This window comes from Amycolatopsis sp. NPDC051071 (assembly GCF_040682875.1).
Classification (GTDB): domain Bacteria; phylum Actinomycetota; class Actinomycetes; order Mycobacteriales; family Pseudonocardiaceae; genus Amycolatopsis.
Genome location: NZ_JBFBBY010000048.1, coordinates 1 through 17,259 on the forward strand (window position 1 = coordinate 1; position 17,259 = coordinate 17,259).

9 protein-coding genes are annotated in these 17,259 nt (G+C 69.8%); 5 read left to right on the plus strand and 4 right to left on the minus strand.

Features of this window, described 5'->3' with window-relative positions; all coding sequences use genetic code 11:
* Positions 1 to 64: 64 nt before the first annotated feature.
* On the minus strand, positions 65 to 1,264 hold the full coding sequence (locus AB0M65_RS17635; protein WP_364028401.1) for an oxygenase MpaB family protein: 1,200 nt from the start codon (positions 1,262 to 1,264) through the stop codon (positions 65 to 67).
* Positions 1,265 to 1,379: 115 nt separating this feature from the next.
* Here AB0M65_RS17635 and AB0M65_RS17640 point away from each other — a divergent pair, with 115 nt between their 5' ends.
* Positions 1,380 to 2,000, plus strand: a complete 621-nt coding sequence (locus tag AB0M65_RS17640; protein WP_364028403.1) for a helix-turn-helix domain-containing protein — start codon at positions 1,380 to 1,382, stop codon at positions 1,998 to 2,000.
* On the opposite strand, the gene AB0M65_RS17645 is transcribed toward AB0M65_RS17640, so the two are convergent.
* Positions 1,963 to 2,628: a TetR family transcriptional regulator gene (locus AB0M65_RS17645; RefSeq protein WP_364028405.1), complete on the minus strand. Its 666-nt coding sequence runs from the start codon at positions 2,626 to 2,628 to the stop codon at positions 1,963 to 1,965. The two genes, AB0M65_RS17640 and AB0M65_RS17645, sit on opposite strands and share 38 nt — an antisense overlap.
* A gap of 81 nt (positions 2,629 to 2,709) precedes the next feature.
* On the opposite strand from AB0M65_RS17645, the gene AB0M65_RS17650 reads away from it, so the two are divergent.
* Both AB0M65_RS17650 and AB0M65_RS17655 read left to right on the plus strand, forming a co-directional pair.
* Positions 2,710 to 4,188, plus strand: a complete 1,479-nt coding sequence (locus AB0M65_RS17650) for an FAD-dependent monooxygenase (RefSeq protein WP_364028407.1) — start codon at positions 2,710 to 2,712, stop codon at positions 4,186 to 4,188.
* A gap of 27 nt (positions 4,189 to 4,215) precedes the next feature.
* Positions 4,216 to 4,518, plus strand: a complete 303-nt coding sequence (locus tag AB0M65_RS17655; RefSeq protein WP_364028409.1) for a hypothetical protein — start codon at positions 4,216 to 4,218, stop codon at positions 4,516 to 4,518.
* A gap of 312 nt (positions 4,519 to 4,830) precedes the next feature.
* On the opposite strand, the gene AB0M65_RS17660 is transcribed toward AB0M65_RS17655, so the two are convergent.
* Together AB0M65_RS17660 and AB0M65_RS17665 are read right to left on the minus strand one after the other, a co-directional pair.
* On the minus strand, positions 4,831 to 5,793 hold the full coding sequence (locus AB0M65_RS17660) for an aldo/keto reductase (RefSeq protein ID WP_364028411.1): 963 nt from the start codon (positions 5,791 to 5,793) through the stop codon (positions 4,831 to 4,833).
* A 2-nt stretch (positions 5,794 to 5,795) separates the two neighbouring features.
* Positions 5,796 to 6,596, minus strand: a complete 801-nt coding sequence (locus AB0M65_RS17665; RefSeq protein WP_364028413.1) for an SDR family oxidoreductase — start codon at positions 6,594 to 6,596, stop codon at positions 5,796 to 5,798.
* Positions 6,597 to 6,918: 322 nt separating this feature from the next.
* On the opposite strand from AB0M65_RS17665, the gene AB0M65_RS17670 reads away from it, so the two are divergent.
* Together AB0M65_RS17670 and AB0M65_RS17675 are read left to right on the plus strand one after the other, a co-directional pair.
* Positions 6,919 to 13,224, plus strand: coding sequence for an SDR family NAD(P)-dependent oxidoreductase (locus AB0M65_RS17670; RefSeq protein WP_364028467.1), 6,306 nt, complete (start codon positions 6,919 to 6,921; stop codon positions 13,222 to 13,224).
* Complete coding sequence (locus AB0M65_RS17675) at positions 13,218 to 17,258, plus strand: beta-ketoacyl synthase N-terminal-like domain-containing protein (protein WP_364028415.1); 4,041 nt, start codon at positions 13,218 to 13,220, stop codon at positions 17,256 to 17,258. The genes AB0M65_RS17670 and AB0M65_RS17675 overlap by 7 nt, the downstream gene beginning before the upstream one ends.
* Position 17,259: the final 1 nt, after the last annotated feature.

Below are 17,259 nucleotides of genomic sequence, written 5' to 3' on the forward strand. Positions count from 1 at the left end.
GTCCCCATAGGACAAAAAATGTCCTATGGGGACCCCTCATGACACCCCGGGTGACCCACGCCGCTCAGGAAGGCCGGTTCATGTCCGGGATCTCGATGTGGACCGGCCTGCCTCCCGAGAGCCACAGCTTGATGTACTGCCGGATCGCCTCGTCCAGCACCCAGGCGACCGGCGGCACCAGCGGCAGCGGGATGAGCTTCTCGTGGAAAGCCACCAGTGCCGGGAAAGCGGTGCCGATCAGCGGGTCCCAGATTGGCTCCCGCGGGATGTCGTTCCACGCCGAGACCCGGTCACCGATGATGTACCGGGCCAGTGCGTTGACCATCGGCCGGTCGGCGCCGCCGGGGCTGGTCTGGTCGGCGAGCATGTCGAGGAGGATGTCGGTGAGTTCGACGCCCTCGCGGGTCGGTCCCATCGCCGGGTCCAGTACCTGCGTGGACTGCGCGTAGGCCGCGTCCCATGACGACGGCAGATACTCGTCCCTGATTCCGAGCATATGGCCGGTCACCTGCCAGCTGTGCAGGTAGGCGGCGGAATGCGCGGGGGAGACCCGGACGTGCCAGTCGGTCAGTTTCCGCATCGTGTAGGTCGGCAGGGTGTGCCAGGTGACCAGCAGGTCGTTCTGGCTGATCGGGATTCCCTGCTGCCAGTGCGGGGATCGCGGCAGCAGATGCCGTACGGCGGCGTGCACGAGGCGGGTCTTCACCGCCGAGACGATCATCTGGCCGTCGGGCCGGTAGGCGTTGAGCGAGCCGACGTCATAGCCGAGTTTGGCGGTCTTCGCGACGCGGTCCTTCATATCCGCGCCACCCTTCGAGTAGTAGACAGCGCGGGCCTCGTTCGGGATGGCGGTGCTCAGCATCCCGCCGCCGAGCCCGTTCAGCAGGTTGACGAACCGCCCGCTGACCTTCATGAAATCTGCCGCCGTGTCCAAAGTGGACTGATTTGCCCACGGCGGGAGCCGTCGTGCGTGCTCGACGAACTCCCGCAGGTCCGGTGGGAGCCCGGACGGCGTCGGCTGGTCGTTCCGGGTCCAGGTCCGCAATGCCTGGTTGACCTCCGCGACTTGTCCCCGGTCGAGGACCGCGGCGACCACCGGATCGGCCTCGGCGTCCCACACCCATTTCGGATCGGTGCCCGCCCCCGCCCCGGCCACCGAACCACTCGGACTCCACGCCCAGGCCGGCGTGGCCACCCCCATCGCCCCCAGGATGGTCGCTCCGCCACTGACGATCAGCATTTTGCGTCGATTGAGTTCGGTCATACGCCAGTACTCCTCCTTGAGTCCCGGACCTGCGGATTGATACTGTGATACAAAGAGTGCAACCGCGTATCTCAAGGAGAGCACAATCATCGCGAAGACACCAGACCCGGATTCTTTGCTGGAGCGCGCGCTCGCCGACGCGCTCGAACCCGCCGAAGAGACCGACGAGATCGCTCTCCGGCTGCTCGACGCCGCCTACGAACAGTTCTGCCGCATGGGGATCCGCCGCTCCACCATGGAGGACGTCGCCCGCCGGGCCGGCGTCTCCCGCATTACGGCCTACCGCCGGTTCGCCACCAAGGACGCGCTGGTCGAACAGGTCGTGCGCCGGGAGTTCCGCCGCTACTTCGACCGGTTCCTGCTCGACATCCAGCACGCCGAAACCGCCGCGGACCGGGTTGTCCTCGGGTTCGCCAGCGCGCTGCGGGCGATTAGGAGCAACCCGCTGATCGGTGGCCTGATGGCCGTCGAGCCCGACGTGCTCATCCCGTCGATGGTCAGCGACGGCGGCAACACCCTGGCGACAGTGCAGCGTTTCGTCGCGGGTCAGCTTCGCCGTGAGCAGCAGGCGGGTACCGTTTCGGCGGACGTCGACGTCGAACTCGTCGCTGAATTGATGACCAGGGTTTCCGCCTCGTTCCTCGTCACGCCGAGCCATGTCATCGATCTCGACGACGACGAGCAGGTCCGCGAGGTGGCTAGGCGGTTCCTCGTCCCGATGCTGCGGCCGAAGTGAGTCCGTCGACCAAGATGTCCAGTGCCTTGATGAAGTCCCGCTCCGGTTCGACAGCCGAGAGCGCGGGCAGTGCGCGGCTGAAGTTCGGCAAGACCGCCGGATCGACCCGGCGTAGGTAGCGATCCCGCTTTTCCTGCTCTGCCTCGCCGTCGCGATCCAGGGTGAATCCGATGGTCGTGAGCAACAGCGAGCCGAAAACGAGACTGTTCAGCGCGCCCAGTGTCTGGCGGACTTCGTCGCCGTCGAAGCCGGCTTCGTAGAGCGCGCCGATGAGATCGTCGGTCGGCAGCAGGGCCCGCACCGAGTTCGGGTTGGCCTCGTCGGTGGCCAAGGCCATCGGGACGACCGGATGGCGGGCGAGCGCGCGGTAGGTGTTGAGCACGGTGACCCGGACTCGTTCCTGCCAAGGCGAAGCGGGGTCGGCACGCTCGATCCCGCTGTAGACGCGTTCCGCGATCCCGTCGAGGATGTCGGTCTTGTTCCGGACGTGGTTGTACAGCGCCATCGCTTCGACGCCGAGGGTCTTGGCGAGTTTGCGCATGGACAGCCCCTTGAGACCTTCCTCGCCCGCCAAGGCGAGCGCCGCGTCCAGGACTTTCTCCCGGTTCAACGGTTCTCTCCGCGTCATCTCGGCGCCCTTCGCTTGACAGGTTTACACTGTATCTATCATATTTACAGCGTAAATATACGCTGTAAATACGGGGGTGTCATGAACGACGTGATCATCGTGGGCGGGGGACCGGTCGGACTGCTGCTGGCCGGAGAGCTTCGGTTGGCAGGTGCCGATCCGCTCGTCCTGGAGGCGGCGGCCGGGGCCGCGCGCCGGAACCGGAGCTTCGGGTTGCGCGGTATCAACGGCCGTACCTCGCAGTCCTTGCGGCTGCGCGGACTGACCGAGGTGTTGCGCGAGGCGCAGCGTGAGATGTTCGACGCGCTCGCGGTGAAGGGCGCGGCGGACGGCACCGATGTCGCCCGCGGTCTCCTGCATCTGATGAAGGGGAATCGGGCGCGGGGGCATTTCGGCGGTTTGCCGCTCGTCGAAGAGGAAAGCGAGCTCCGGCCCGGCGCCGCAGGCGGGTTCATACTCAAACAACCTGTGCTGGAACAAATCCTCGCCGACTGGGCGACCGGGCTCGGGGTCCGGATCCTGACGAACCGCGAAGTCGTCGACGTCGTGCAGGAGGATTCGGCGGTCCGAGCCGTGCTCGCCGACGGCCGGGTCGAGCGCGCCGCCTATCTGGTGGGCTGCGACGGCGGCCGCAGCGTCGTGCGCAAACGGTCCGGGATCGCCTTTCCGGGAACGGACGCGACGATGACCGGACGGGTCGCCTCGGCCGAACTCGCCGATCCCGGCGCGGTCCGGTCCTCGATGCACGGACCCGGCGGTCTGGTGAACCTGTCGCTGGTACCGGGGGAGATCTCCACCATCGAGTTCGACGGCGGACCGGACGACCGGGACGCGCCGCTGACCGCGGCCGAGCTGCAGGGGAGCATCCGCCGGGCCAGTGGTGTCGACGTGACAGTGACCAGGCTGGACGACGGAATCCGCTACAGCGACAACACGCGGCAGGCGGCGACCTACCGGCAGGGGCGTGTGCTACTGGCGGGCGACGCCGCGCATGTGCATTCGCCGATCGGCGGTCAGGGACTGAACCTCGGGCTCCAGGACGCGATGAACCTCGGCTGGAAACTGGGGCTGGTCGTGCGGGGCTCCGCTCCGGAGTCCTTATTGGACACTTACACCGCGGAGCGCCATCCGGTCGGAGAACGCGTGCTGCGCAACACGAGGGCGCAGGTCGCGCTGATGCGGCCGGGCCCGCAGAGTGCGGCACTTCGGGAAGTGCTGGCGGAGACGCTGGAGATTCCGGCGGCCAAACGGCATTTCATCGCGATGGCGAACGGGATCGACGTCGACTACGCGCCGGGCTCCGAGCATCCGCTGGTCGGCAGGTTCTCTCCGATTCCGGTGACGTCCGAGAACGGTCGCGCGCTCCTGGTGGCTCCTTCCGACGAGATCCGGGCGGCGGTGAACGGGCACGCGGTCCAGGTCGTCGAGTCGGACTTCGAGCAGGCACTCCTTGTCCGGCCGGACGGTTACGTCGCGTGGGCCGCGTCGGACGGCGGCACGGCGGGCCTGCGGGAAGTGCTGGACGGCTGGTATAAAGCGAAACGTTCGTTCAAAATGTAACAAGTGTTCAAGTTGTGAGGGTATGCCTTGGCAGGCCAGTACCAGGAGTTGTTCTCCGCGAAGGGGTCCATCGCCTTCTCCGCAGCGGGGTTGGTCGCCAGGATCCCGGTCCCCATGATGGGGATCGGGCTCATCACCATGCTGTCGCAGGCCCGGGGTGACTACGGCCTCGCTGGGCTGGTCTCGGCGGCGTTCACGCTGTCCATGGCGTTGCTCGGGCCGCAGGTCTCGCGGCTGGTCGATCGCCGCGGGCAGGGCAAGATCCTGCTGCCGGTGACCGGGATCAGCGTGCTGGCACTCGGCGCGCTGCTGCTCTGGGCCGGTCCTTAAAGGACTCCTTGAGGGACCCAGAGTCCCTCAAAGTTCCCCTCACCAGTCCCGGAAGGCCATCACGAGCCCCCGCAGCACCACCAGTCACAACGGCGGCGCGTGAAGGACCCCTTCCCTCGGCTCAGCCGAGGAAACTCGACCTTCACACCCTTCCCCCAGTACATGAAGGCCCCCTTCCTTGCGCCTAGGTACAGGAAGGAGGCCTTCACGTACCTAGGCAAGGAGACCTTCACGAACCTGACCCCACAATCAGCCCCGCAACCAAATCCAGTAGCTACCCAAGACACTCTTGGCCCTAACGACCCAAATCACTCACGAGGCCGGGGGTGACCAGGTCAGCCGCGGATCGGTCTGGACGAAACTCCCGAGCAGGGCGTCGATCCGGGTCAGGACGTCGAGGTCCAGCGCCACGCCGGACGCCTTCGCGTTCTCCGTCACCTGGTCGGCGCTGCTCGCGCCGGTGACCACGGAGGCGACGGTGTTGTGCTGCAACGTCCACGCGAGCGCCAGTTGCGCCATGGTCAGCCCGGCCTCGTCGGCGACACCACGCAGCATGCCGACGCGGTCGAGCAGATCCGGCAGGAGCAGTGGCCGCGTCTCGCGTGCCCCCGCCGCCCGGGAGCCGGGCGGGATGTGGCCGTCGCGGTACTTGCCGGTCAGCACACCCTGCGCGAGCGCGACCGAGGCGAACTGCCCGATTCCGGCACGTTCGCATACTGGCATCACCTGCGCCTCGGCGACCCGCCACAGCATCGAGTAGTGCGGCTGGTTGGCGATGAGCGGGACGCCGTACCGCTCGGCGATCGGCCTGGCCTCCAGCAACTGCTCGGCCGTCCACTCCGCGGTCCCGGCGTACAGGATCTTCCCTTGCCGCACCAGATCCGAGAGCGCGAGGAAAGTCTCGGCGAGCGGAGTCCGGTAGTCGAACCGCAGCAACTGGTAGACGTCGATGTAGTCGGTGCGCAGTCGCCGGAGCGAGCCGTGCAGCGACGTGGTCAGGTGCTTGCGGCTGAGCCCGGCGTCGTTGACGCCGGGGCCTTCCGGCCAGAAAGCGCCGGTACACAGCACGAGATCGTCGCGGCGGGCCGGGGTCAGTGCCGCCGCGAGATTCTCCTCGGCGGCACCGCCGTCCCAGGCGGCCGCGGTGTGGAACGTCGTGATGCCCGCGTCGAGCGCCGTCTGGACGCATTCCGCGCCGTCGGGATGCGTGAGCCAGTTGCCGTACGAGATCTCGCTGACGGACAGCCCGCTCGCGCCGAGCCTGCGGTACTCCATGCTCACCTCTTCCGCGCGCCGGTTTCGAGGATGGTGCGGTCGATCCACGCGTCGAGGCCCGCCGCCTTGCGTGCGTAGGTCTCCCGCACCGATTCGTGCGGCAGGATCAGGAACTCCTCCGACGCCAGCCCGTGCACCACGGATTCCGCGACGTCGTCGGGTTCCAGCAGCGGCGCCATACCCGCGATCGCGAGTGCGGCGGGATGCCCGGCGGCGATCCCCGGTTCCAGCAGCGCTGTCCGCACCCCGAGCGGGCACAGCGCGCTGACCCGCACCCCGCGCGGCCGGTAAGTGATCGCCAGCCATTCGGCGAGCCCGACGGCGGCGTGTTTGGTCACCGAATAAGGTGCGTCGCCGGGTGTGCCGAGCAGACCCGCGCCCGAGGCCGTGATCAGCAGATATCCCTGTCCGCGGCCCAGCATCGCGGGAAGCGCGACCTGTGCGGCGTGCACATGCTGCATGACGTTGATCGCCCATGACCGCGTCCACTGCTCGTCGGCGGCGTGCACGCCGGTGCCGAACGCGGCTCCGGCGTTGGAGCAGAACAAATCCACCGGGCCGAACGCCGCACGCGCCTCGGTCACCAGCATCTTCAAGTCCTCTTTGGAGGCCGCGTCGGCGCGGAGTGCGATCGCGGCGCCACCGGAGGCGGTGATCCCGGTGACGACGTTCCTGGCCGCGTCGAGGTCGAGGTCGGAAACCACCACTCCGGCGGCGCCCTCGGCGGCGAACCGCCGGGCCATGGCGGCGCCGATTCCGTGTGCCGCGCCGGTCAGCACGACGACTCGTCCTGTCACTTCCACATGCGCTCCATGGTTAATTCGTCTTCTCTCGATGACAATTCTTCTGTTTTGTTACGCCGGTGAGCAACGCGTTGTCGAAATATGGAATGCGGATGATAAAAGTGCAGGTCAGAGGCTTGTTCTGACCGTGTCGACATATTTGTTTCCGGCGCCGGACTTTAGCATGCGTTCCCTTGTTTTCCGAGTCTTCACGCGAGAGTATTGCGCTGTCTGCGGCAAGTAGGTTATTTCTTGGGAATCCCGCTGAAGATCGCCGAACCCGGCGAGGTCCGACCAGCCCAGCCGAACAGGAGGTCCGCCGGTGACTCATGCGACGGCGCGCATGCGGGTTCTCGGCGTCAACCCGCTCGGACGTCCCGATCCGGGGCTGGTGACCGCCGTCGCCAGGGGTGGCGGGCTCGGCGTCCTCGACATCGGGGACACCAAGTCCTCAGTGGACGGTGGGTTCCCGTTCGGGGTCCGGATCCCGGCCGGCCGCCTCGTGCGGCCCGAGGAAGTGCGGGAAAGCGGCGCGGAACTCGCCCTGCTGGCCGAAGGGGCAGGTTGGCCGGGCAAGGTCGAGTGCCCCGTGCTGGCCGAGGTGACCGGTGTCGAGCAGGCCGTCCGGCTGCTCGGCACCGGCGCCTCCGGTCTGGTGGCGAGGGGAGCCGAAGCCGGTGGCTCGGACCTCACCACGTTCGTCCTGCTCCAGCGGTTGCTGGAGCGGTTCGGCGACGATGTCGCGGTGTGGGCGTACGGCGGCATCGGTCCGCGGACGGCCGTGGCCGCGATCGCCGGAGGCGCGGCCGGAGTGGTGCTCGACGGACTCGGCCTGTTCCCTGAGGCTGACGTCCCCGAAGCGGCCAGGAACGAACTCGCCAGGGCCGACGACGGGCTCGCGGCGTTGTTCGCGAACCGGTTCGAGGACGCGGAAAGCGCTGTCAGGTCGGTGATCCGCGCGCTGGCCGTCCCGGCGGGGAACGCGGACCAGGGCGCCCGGCTGCGCCGCACATTGGGAACGACGCTCCCGGTCGTACAGGGACCGATGACGCGAGTCAGTGACCAGCCCGGTTTCGCCGCGGCCGTCGCCGCCCATGACGGGTTCCCGTTCATCGCGGTGGCCACCGCGAACGGCGCGAAGACCACCGAACTGCTCGGCCGCACCGCCGAAGCACTGGGCGAGCGGCCTTGGGGCGCGGGCATCCTCGGCTTCGTCCCGGAGGCTCTGCGCACCGAGCAACTCGCGGCGATCCGGGCGGCTCGGCCGCGGTGCGTGCTGATCGCGGGTGGGAAGCCCGCGCAGGCCAAGGCACTCGAGGCCGACGGGATCGCGACCTTCCTCCACGTGCCGTCGCCGATCCTGCTGCGGCAGTTCCTCGACGCCGGGATCCGCCGGTTCGTCTTCGAGGGCGCCGAATGCGGTGGGCATGTCGGCCCGCGATCGAGTTTCGTGCTGTGGGAGCAGCAACTCGACGTCCTGCGCGAATACGGCGCCGCGGACGTCGAGGTGCTGTTCGCGGGCGGTGTCCACGACGCCCGCTCCGCCGCCATGGTCGCGGCGATGGCGGAACCGCTGGCGGCACGTGGCGCGGGGATCGGTGTCCTGATGGGCACCGCGTACCTATTCACCGAGGAGGCCGTGACGCACGGCGCCATCACCGGGCTTTTCCAGGACCGCGTGCTCGATGCCCGGTCCACCGTCACCCTGGAGACCGCGCCAGGACACCTCACTCGATGCCTGCCCAGTCCATACGCCGACGAGTTCGCCACGCTGAAGGCAGGGCTGCGGGCGGAAGGGATCGCGCCGCAGGAGAGCTGGCAACGGCTGGAGGAGCTGAACACCGGGCGGCTCCGGGTCGCGAGCAAGGGAATCCGGCGTGAGGGCCAGGCACTCGTCGAGGTCGGCGAACAAGTTCAGCTCGCCGAGGGGATGTACATGGCGGGCCAGGTGACGGTCCTGCGTGAGGAACGCACCGACATCGCCGCCCTGCACCGCGACGTCACCGAGGGCGCGGCGGAACTGCTGGCCTCCCGTATGCCAGGAGAAGAGTCCGTTGTGGACGGTGACGTCGCCATTGTCGGCATGGCCTGCGTGTTCCCCGGTGCACCGGATCTTCCCGCCTTCTGGTCGAACGTCCTGCACGGCGCCGACGCCGTCACCGAGGTTCCGGATCAGCGCTGGGACAAGGAGATCTACGCCGATCAGTCGACGTCGAAATGGGGTGGTTTCCTGCCGCCGGTGGACTTCGACCCGCTCGCCTACGGCATTCCACCCAAATCGATGGGCAGTATCGACCCGGCTCAGCTCGTGTCGTTGCAGACGGCGCGGCGTGCCCTCGAAGACGCGGGCTACGGTGACGGCGGTTTCGACCGCGAGCGCACCAGCGTCATCTTCGGCGCCGAGGCGGGGGGAGACCTGGCCAACGCGGGGGTCCTGCGCGCACTGTTGCCCAGTTACCTCGAAGACGTCCCGGAAGAATTGCTCGCGCAGCTGCCTGAGCTGACCGAGGACTCGTTCCCAGGCACCCTCGCCAACGTCATCTCCGGCCGGATCGCCAACCGGCTCGACCTCGGCGGTACCAACTACACCGTGGACGCCGCGTGCGGTTCGTCGCTGGCGGCGCTGGATCTCGCGGTCAAGGAACTGCGGGCGGGGACTAGCGGGATGGTCCTGTGCGGTGCCGTCGATCTCCACAACGGCATCAACGACTACCTCATGTTCACCTCGGCAGGCGCGTTGTCGCCGACCGGACGGTGCCGCCCGTTCGACGCGGCGGCGGACGGGATCGCGCTCGGTGAAGGCGTCGCGTGTCTCGTGCTGAAGCGGCGGGCCGACGCCGAACGCGACGGCGACCGGGTCTACGCACTGGTCAAGGGGGTCGGCGCGGCCAGTGACGGCAAGGCACTCGGTCTGACCGCGCCCCGGCCCGAGGGACAGCGGCGGGCACTGGAGCGGGCTTACCGTGACGCCGGGGTCTCGCCCGCGGACGTCTCGCTGGTGGAGGCGCACGGCACCGGCACCGTCGTCGGTGACGCCACCGAACTGACCACCCTCACCGACTTCTTCCTCGACGCGGGCGCCGAACCGGGCATGTGCGCGCTGGGTTCGGTGAAGAGTCAGATCGGGCATACGAAATGCGCCGCGGGACTGGCCGGGCTGATGAAGGCGGCGCTCGCGCTGTGGCACGAGGTCGTGCCGCCCACGCTGCATCTGAGCAGGCCGAATCCCGCCTGGGATGCGAAAAGCAGCCCCTTCACCTTCTCCACCGGCGCCCGGCCGACGCCGGTTGCGCGCGGCCGCGAGTTCGCCGGCGTGAGCGCGTTCGGGTTCGGTGGGACCAATTTCCACGCGGTGCTGGCCGCGCCGGAAGTACCGCCGGACCGGCGGCACGGTCCGCGTGACTGGGACGCCGAGCTGTTCCTGCTCCGAGGGTCCGATGTGGACGGTGCTCGCGCGGCCTTGCGTGACCTGCTGTCGGCCAACGAAGGCCGTCCGCTCCGGGAACTCGCCGCCCTCGTCGCCGAACGTCGTGAGTCCGGGCCGGTGCGGCTCGCCGTCGTCGCCGGTGACCTCGCGGAACTGCGTGAGGCCGCGCACGGAACGGGCGGGCTCACCGCCGAGAGCACCGAGCCGGGCGCGGTCGCGTTCCTGTTCCCCGGTCAGGGCAGCCAGCGGACCGGGATGCTGGCGGAGCTGTTCGTCCACTTCCCGGAACTGGCAGGCGTCCTGCGGCTCGCCCCCGACATCGCCGCCACCACGTTCCCGCCCCGCGCGTTCACCGAGGAGACGCGGGCGGCGCAGGACGAAGCGCTCAAGGACACCCGGGTCGCGCAGCCCGCGCTCGGCCTCGTCGAATCGGCCGTGTGCCGGTTGCTCGCCGGCCTCGGCGTCCGGCCGGATCTGCTCGCGGGGCACAGCTACGGTGAGCTGACCGCACTCTCGGTCGCCGGGGCCTTCGACACCCCGGCACTGGTGGCACTCAGCCGGGCCAGGGCCCGCGCGATCGCCGAAGTCGCCGGAGCAGACCCGGGGACGATGGCCGCGGTGAAGGCCTCCCCCGAGAAGCTTGCCGACGTCCTCGACCAGCCCGAAGTCGTGCTGGCCAACCACAACGCGCCGGGGCAGACCGTCCTTTCCGGACCGACGGCCGCGATCGAGGACGCCGTCCGAGTGCTGCGCGAGCAAGGGATCAGGGCCAACCGGATCCCGGTCGCGTGTGCCTTCCACAGCCCGCTGGTGGCCGGCGCGAGCGACGTGTTCGCCGTCGACCTCGACAACGCCGAAATCACCGAACCGGCGCTGCCGGTGTGGTCGAACCGCACCGCCAAGCCGTACGAGGCCGGGAAGGTACGGGCCGGGCTGGCCGCGCAGATCGGTGCGCCGGTGCGGTTCGTCGACCTGATCGAGGATATGTACGCGGCGGGTGCGCGGACGTTCGTCGAGGCCGGGCCGGGTCAGGTGCTTTCCCGGCTGGCCAAGGAGATCCTCGGCGACCGGCCGCATACCGCGATCGCGTGCGAACCCGGCGGCCCCGGCCTGCGAGGCTTCCTCACCGCGCTCGCGCGACTGGCGCTCACCGGCGTCGACGTGCGCACCGAGCGGCTCTTCCTCGGCCGCGTCCGTGTCGGCCCGCTTCCCGCACCCGCCTGGACCGTGGACGGCCGGACCGTTCGCGCACCCGGCGGCGAGGTCCCCGCCCATGGGCTCGTGCCCGCCCGCCGAATCCCGAGGACGACCATGAACCAGCCCGTACCCGGTCGTGACCAGGCCGTCGTCGAATTCCTCCGCACCAGCCGCGAACTACTGGCGGCCCAACGGGACGTGATGCTGGGTTACCTCGGCACCATACCGATCAACCCCACACCGATCAGCCCCACACCGATCGCCGCCGCTCCCGCGCCGATCGTGCTGCCGGTCGAGGTCCCGGTCGTACTCGCCACCCCTGAACCCGAGGTACCGGTGGAGACCGACGTCCTCGCCACCGTGATCGGCGCGATCAGCGATCGCACCGGTTATCCGGCCGAGATGATCGACGCGGATCTCGACCTTGAAGCGGATCTTTCCATCGACTCGATCAAACGCACCGAAATCGCGGGCTCGCTGCTGGCGAAGCTCGGTCTCACCGGCCGGGTCCACGACGACGCCCAGGACCAGCTCAGCCGCGACCGGACGGCGAGCGCCTTGGCGGCCAGGTTGCGGAAGTGGCTCGAACCGGCGGTGCCGGTCACCGTGGCCCCGGCACCCGTCGAGGCCCCGGCCGGCCGCGCGCCAGGCCGGTATCTGCTCGGCCGGGTTCCGGCGCCGCTCGGGACACCCGACCTCGCCAAGGTGGGCGGCAAGACGGTCGCGGTGAGCTTCGAATCTGGTCAAGAAGACCTCGCCGAATCGGTCCGGACGGTGTTCGCCGAGGCAGGCGCGGTGCCGGGGGAGCGAGGTGCGGCCGAGATCGTCGTCGTGCTGAACCCGCTTTCGGACGCCGAAGAGCCGGTCGCCGCGCAGGTCTTCGGCTTGATCAAGGCGGCCTCCGGCACCGTGATCGTGGTGGCGCGCCCAGGTGCCGGGCACACCGCCGGGCTGCGTGGCCTGGTCCGGGCCGCCGCCAGGGAACGGAGCGAGCCGACCCGGCTGGTCGAGCTGGAGTCCACGGTGGACCTCGCGCGGATAGTGCTGGAGGAGGTGATCGCCGAAGGACCGGCGGCGGTGCGGTACGACACCGCCGGCCGCGCGACGTTCGAGCCGTCGGCAGGCCCTCTCGGTTCGATCGCCTACGCGGGCGCGGGACCCGGCGGCGGGGAGACCAAGGCACTCGGGCTCGACGCGGATTCGGTACTGCTGCTCATCGGCGGCGCCCGCGGCATCACCGCGCGGGCGGCGATCGCGCTGGCGGCGAGTGGCTGCCGGATCGAACTGGCAGGCCGCACGCCGTGGCCCGCCGAACCCGGCGACGACGGCCTGCCCGGCGACGCACAGGGGATGCGCTCGGCGCTGTCGGCGCGTGGCGGCTCTCTGGCGGATATCGAACGCCGGGTGCGCACTGTGCTGGCCCAGCACGAGATCGCCAGGACGTTGGACGAGATCACCGCCGCCGGTGGCAGCGCGGCTTACCGTTCACTCGACGTCCGCGACGGTGCCGCCGTCCGGCAGGTGGTGAAGGATCTGCACACCCGCTACGGCCGCATCGACGGCGTCGTCCACGCGGCGGGCGTGATTGACGACAAACTCATGGCGGACAAGGACGAAAGTTCCTTCCGCACGGTGTACGGGACCAAAGTGGACGGTGCGCGGGCGTTGCTCGACGCACTGGAACACTTCGGCGTCCGGCCAGGGTTCGTCACCTTCTTCGGCAGTATCGCCGCAGTACTGGGCAATCGCGGCCAGACCGACTACGCGGCCGCGAACGACGCGCTGGAAACCCTCGGCGCGCAGTGGGCGGAGCGCACCGGCTGCCGGGCACTGACCGTCCATTGGGGACCGTGGGCGCCTTCGGGTGACCATGCCGGAATGGTGTCGCCGGAGCTGGCGCGAGAGTACGAACGCCGCGAGGTCGCGCTGATCGATCCGGACGAGGGCACCGCCGCCCTCCTGCGTGAACTGGCCTACGGCCCGTCCGACGTCCGCTCGGTGCTGTACACGGCCTCGCTGTGGTGAACCAGGAGCCCGTCGCGATCGTCGGCATGGGAGTGTTCCTGCCCGGCGCGTCCACTGTGGACGAATATTGGCAGAACATCGTTTCCGGTACGGACGCGATCACCGAGATCCCGCCGCACCGGTGGGATCCGACCTTCCACGACGGCGACGGCCGCACGCCAGACCGCACTTACGGGCGGCGCGGCGGTTTCGTCGAGGACAGCTTGGACTTCGACGCGGCCGCGCTCGGCATCGCGCCCAGTTCCCTCGCCGGGATGGAGCCGGATCAACTGATCGCCTTGTCCGTTGCCGCGTCGGCGGTCGATGACGCCGGTGGCCTGCAGCGGCTGGGCGACCTCGAACGCGTCGGCGTCATCCTCGGCCGGGGCGGCTACCTCTCGCCAGGGCTGCAGCGGTTCGAACAACGCGTCCGGTCGGTCCGCCAGATCACCGGCACCATTCGAGAACTCTTGCCGTCGGCGAGCCCGGAGGTACTCGACCGGTTGCGGGACGCGTTGCTGGAACCACTCGGCGAGTTCCGGCCCGACACCGCGATCGGGCTGGTGCCGAACCTGGCGGCGTCGCGGGTGGCCAACCGGCTCGACTTCGGCGGGCCCGCGTACACGGTGGACGCGGCCTGCGCCTCTTCGCTGCTGGCGGTGGACCAGGCGATCGGGGAACTCACCCGGCGCCGCTGCGACGTCGTGCTGGCAGGCGGTGTGCACCATTGCCACGACGACACGCTCTGGTCGATGTTCACCCAGCTCGGCGCACTCTCGCCGAGTCAGCGGATCAGCCCGTTCTCCCGCGACGCGGACGGCCTGCTGATCGGCGAGGGCACCGCGATCGTGGTGCTCAAACGGTTCTATGACGCCCGCCGCGACGGCGACCGGGTCTACGCCGTGCTCCGCGGTTCGGGGACGTCGAGCGACGGCAAGAGCGCGAGCCTGCTCAGCCCGGCCGTATCCGGCCAGACACTGGCGCTGCGCCGGGCGTGGGCGTCGGCGGGCCTCGATCCTGCCGCGCCGTCCGCGCTCGGCCTGCTGGAGGCGCACGGGACCGCCACGCCGACCGGGGACGCCGCCGAACTGGCCACCATCGCCGAAGTGTTCGGCCCGCCGGACGGTCCCCGCGCGGTGATCGGCGCGGTCAAGGCGATGATCGGGCACACCATGCCGACCGCTGGGGCCGCCGGGCTGATCAAGACGGCGCTCGCACTGCACCACGCCGTCTTGCCGCCCGCGCTGAACTGTGCCGATCCGCATCCGCTGCTGGACAAGACCCGGTTCCGCGTCCTGACCGAGGCCGAACCTTGGCCGTCGGGTGAGGTCCCACGCCGGGCCGCGGTCAACGCCTTCGGTTTCGGCGGTGTCAACGCGCACGTGGTGCTGGAGGAGGCCGACCCGGCACCCGCGCGGCCACGCCGGGTGAAAGTCGAGGAGCCGGAACGGGTACTGCGGCTCGCGGCGTCCACTCCGGACGGACTCCGCGTGCTGCTCGACAACCCGCGGCAGGACTTCGCGGGAGACGGGCCTTGCCGGATCGGGATCGTCGGGCCGACCGGGAAGCGGCTCGAAGTCGCGCGCCGGGTACTGGCGAAGGTCGCGGCCGAGGGCAAGTCCTGGCACGGGCCCAACGACATCTGGTGCGGTATGGCACCGCTGCTGGAGCAGGACGGCGCGAAGACCGCTTTCGTCTACCCGGGACTGGAAGCGGACGCGGAACCGCGCTGCGCCGACGTCGCCCGGCATTTCGGCCTCGACCGGCCGGAGTGGTCGACGACGAGCGTGCTTTCCCGCGCGTCGAGCGTTTCCCAGGTCGGGTTGCTGCTCGACACCGCCCTGCGGCGGGTCGCGATCACCCCGGATCTGCTCGCCGGGCACAGCGTCGGCGAATGGACCGCGATGCAGGCCGCCGGGATGTACCCCGGACAGTCCACTGAGGACTTACTGAGCCGGTACTGGCCGCAAGGTTTCACCTTGCCCGACGCGGAGTTCCTGGTGCTCGGTTGTTCCGCCGAGCGTGCGGAGGGGTTGCTCGCCGCCGAGCCGGAACTGATGATCTCCCACGAGAACGCGCCGCGGCAGACGATCGTCTGCGGTGATCCGGCCGCCGCGGCCCGCCTCGCGCGGCTGTGCACGCAGCACGGCATCGTCGCCAGGACGCTGCCGTTCCGGTCCGGGTTCCACACCCCGCTGATGCGCTCCCGGCTCGGCCCGTTCACCCACCTCGCGGCGGAACTGGACCTGCGGCCGCCTCGGGTCCCGGTGTGGTCGGCGACCACGGCGCGGCCGTATCCCGAGTCCCCGGTGGAGGTCCGCGAGCTGTACCTTGCCCACCTCGTGCGCAAGGTCCGGTTCCGGGAGCTCGTCGACGCGCTCTACGCCGACGGTGTCCGCGTGTTCGTGCAGGCGGGCGCCGGGCAGGTCGGCTCGTTCGTGACGGACACGCTGGGGGACCGGCCGCATCTGGTCGTCGCGGCGTCGTCCGGGACGCGACCGGGCCTGGCGCAGTTGCGCCGGGTCGCCACCGCGGTCTGGGTCGAGGGCGGGAGCCCGGCGTTCGACGCGCTGGAACCACGACGGACCAAAATCGACACCGCGGGCACGCGGCTCACCGTCACCGACGACGTCAAAGGCCTGTTCGACGACGCGGGCGGGATCCCCGAGCTGACCGAGGGTGTTCCGGACGCGATCGTCGCGGAGTTCAGCGCGTTGCTCGCCGAGACAAGGCAGGCCGCGGCGAGTGTCGTCAACGCGGCGGCACGGCGAACGGTCGAGTCCACTGTGGACGTGTCCTTGGAAGCCATGCCGTACCTGGTGGATCACCGGTTCTTCCGCCAGCGTGAGGGGTGGCCTGAGGAAGCCGATTTCCGTCCGACGGTCCCCGCGACGACGCTGATCGACCTGGCCTGCCGGGCGGCCGAACGGGACTGGCCGGGGACGATCGCGACCGGGGTGGGCAACGCGGCGTTCTCGCGGTGGCTGATCGCGGCGCCCGCGCGAAGTGTACCGCTTTCGATGACGCGCGAAGGTGATCGCGTCAGTGTCCAAATCGGACCGCACGCGAGTATGGACGTCCAGCTGGCGCGGCGGTATCCGACAGCACCCCGGCCGTCCCCGTTGCCGGGACCGGAGACCGCGCCCCCGCTGAGCGCCGCCGAGATCTACTCGCGACGGGAGATGTTCCACGGCCCGGCGTATCGGGGGCTCGCCCGGCTGACCGGGCTCGGCGAACGGCATATCCGCGGCGACCTCGTCGTGCCTTCGGCGCGCGGCGCGCTGCTGGACAATGTCGGTCAGCTGCTGGGTTGCTGGCTGATGGCCACCAAGGCGGACGCGTTGCTCGCGTTCCCGACGTCGATGGGCCGGATCACCTGGTACGGCCCGGAACCGGCACCCGGCACGTGGTTGCAGTGCGTTGTCCGGGTCCGGCTGCCCCGGCCGGACGTGCTGGAGATGGACGCCGAACTGGTGCGCGGCGGCGCCGTGCTGGCCCGGATCGAACAGTGGCGGGACATCCGCTTCCCGTGCGACCGGCAGGCCCACCGGGTCTACGCCTTCCCCGACCGGCACCGGCTTTCCGAGGACCACCACGGATCCTGGACGCTGGTCACCGACCGATGGCCGAGCCCCGCCGCACGCGACATCTACGCCGGCGTCTACCTCGGTTCGGAGGAACGGGCCGAGTTCGCTGCTCGCGCGCCACGCGAGCAGCGAGGATGGCTGCTGGAGCGGATCGCGATCAAGGACGCCGTCCGCGCGAGGCTTGCCAAAGCGGGCGTCGACGGCGTCTACCCGGCGGAGATCCGCGTGAGCGCCGACGGCACGACGGTGTCCGGGAGACACGGCAGGACGTTGCCGGACCTCGCCGTGGCGGTCGCCGTCGCGAAGACAGGGGACCTCGCGGTCGCCCTCGTCCGCGACGCGACCGAGGCGCCGCCCCGGATCGCCGTCCGGGCCGAGGGCGAGCTGACGGGGCTGGCCGACGAGATCGGCGCAGGGGTGGAGTACGCCGGGATACCCGGGCACGTCGTGGCCTGGAACCGCGGGTAGG

Coding starts and splice junctions, on each gene's coding strand:
- AB0M65_RS17670 (WP_364028467.1), top strand. CDS start 6,919: ATGCGGGTTCTCGGCGTCAACCCGCTCGGACGTCCCGATCCGGGGCTG.
- AB0M65_RS17660 (WP_364028411.1), bottom strand. CDS start 5,793: ATGGAGTACCGCAGGCTCGGCGCGAGCGGGCTGTCCGTCAGCGAGATC.
- AB0M65_RS17645 (WP_364028405.1), bottom strand. CDS start 2,628: ATGACGCGGAGAGAACCGTTGAACCGGGAGAAAGTCCTGGACGCGGCG.
- AB0M65_RS17650 (WP_364028407.1), top strand. CDS start 2,710: ATGAACGACGTGATCATCGTGGGCGGGGGACCGGTCGGACTGCTGCTG.
- AB0M65_RS17635 (WP_364028401.1), bottom strand. CDS start 1,264: ATGACCGAACTCAATCGACGCAAAATGCTGATCGTCAGTGGCGGAGCG.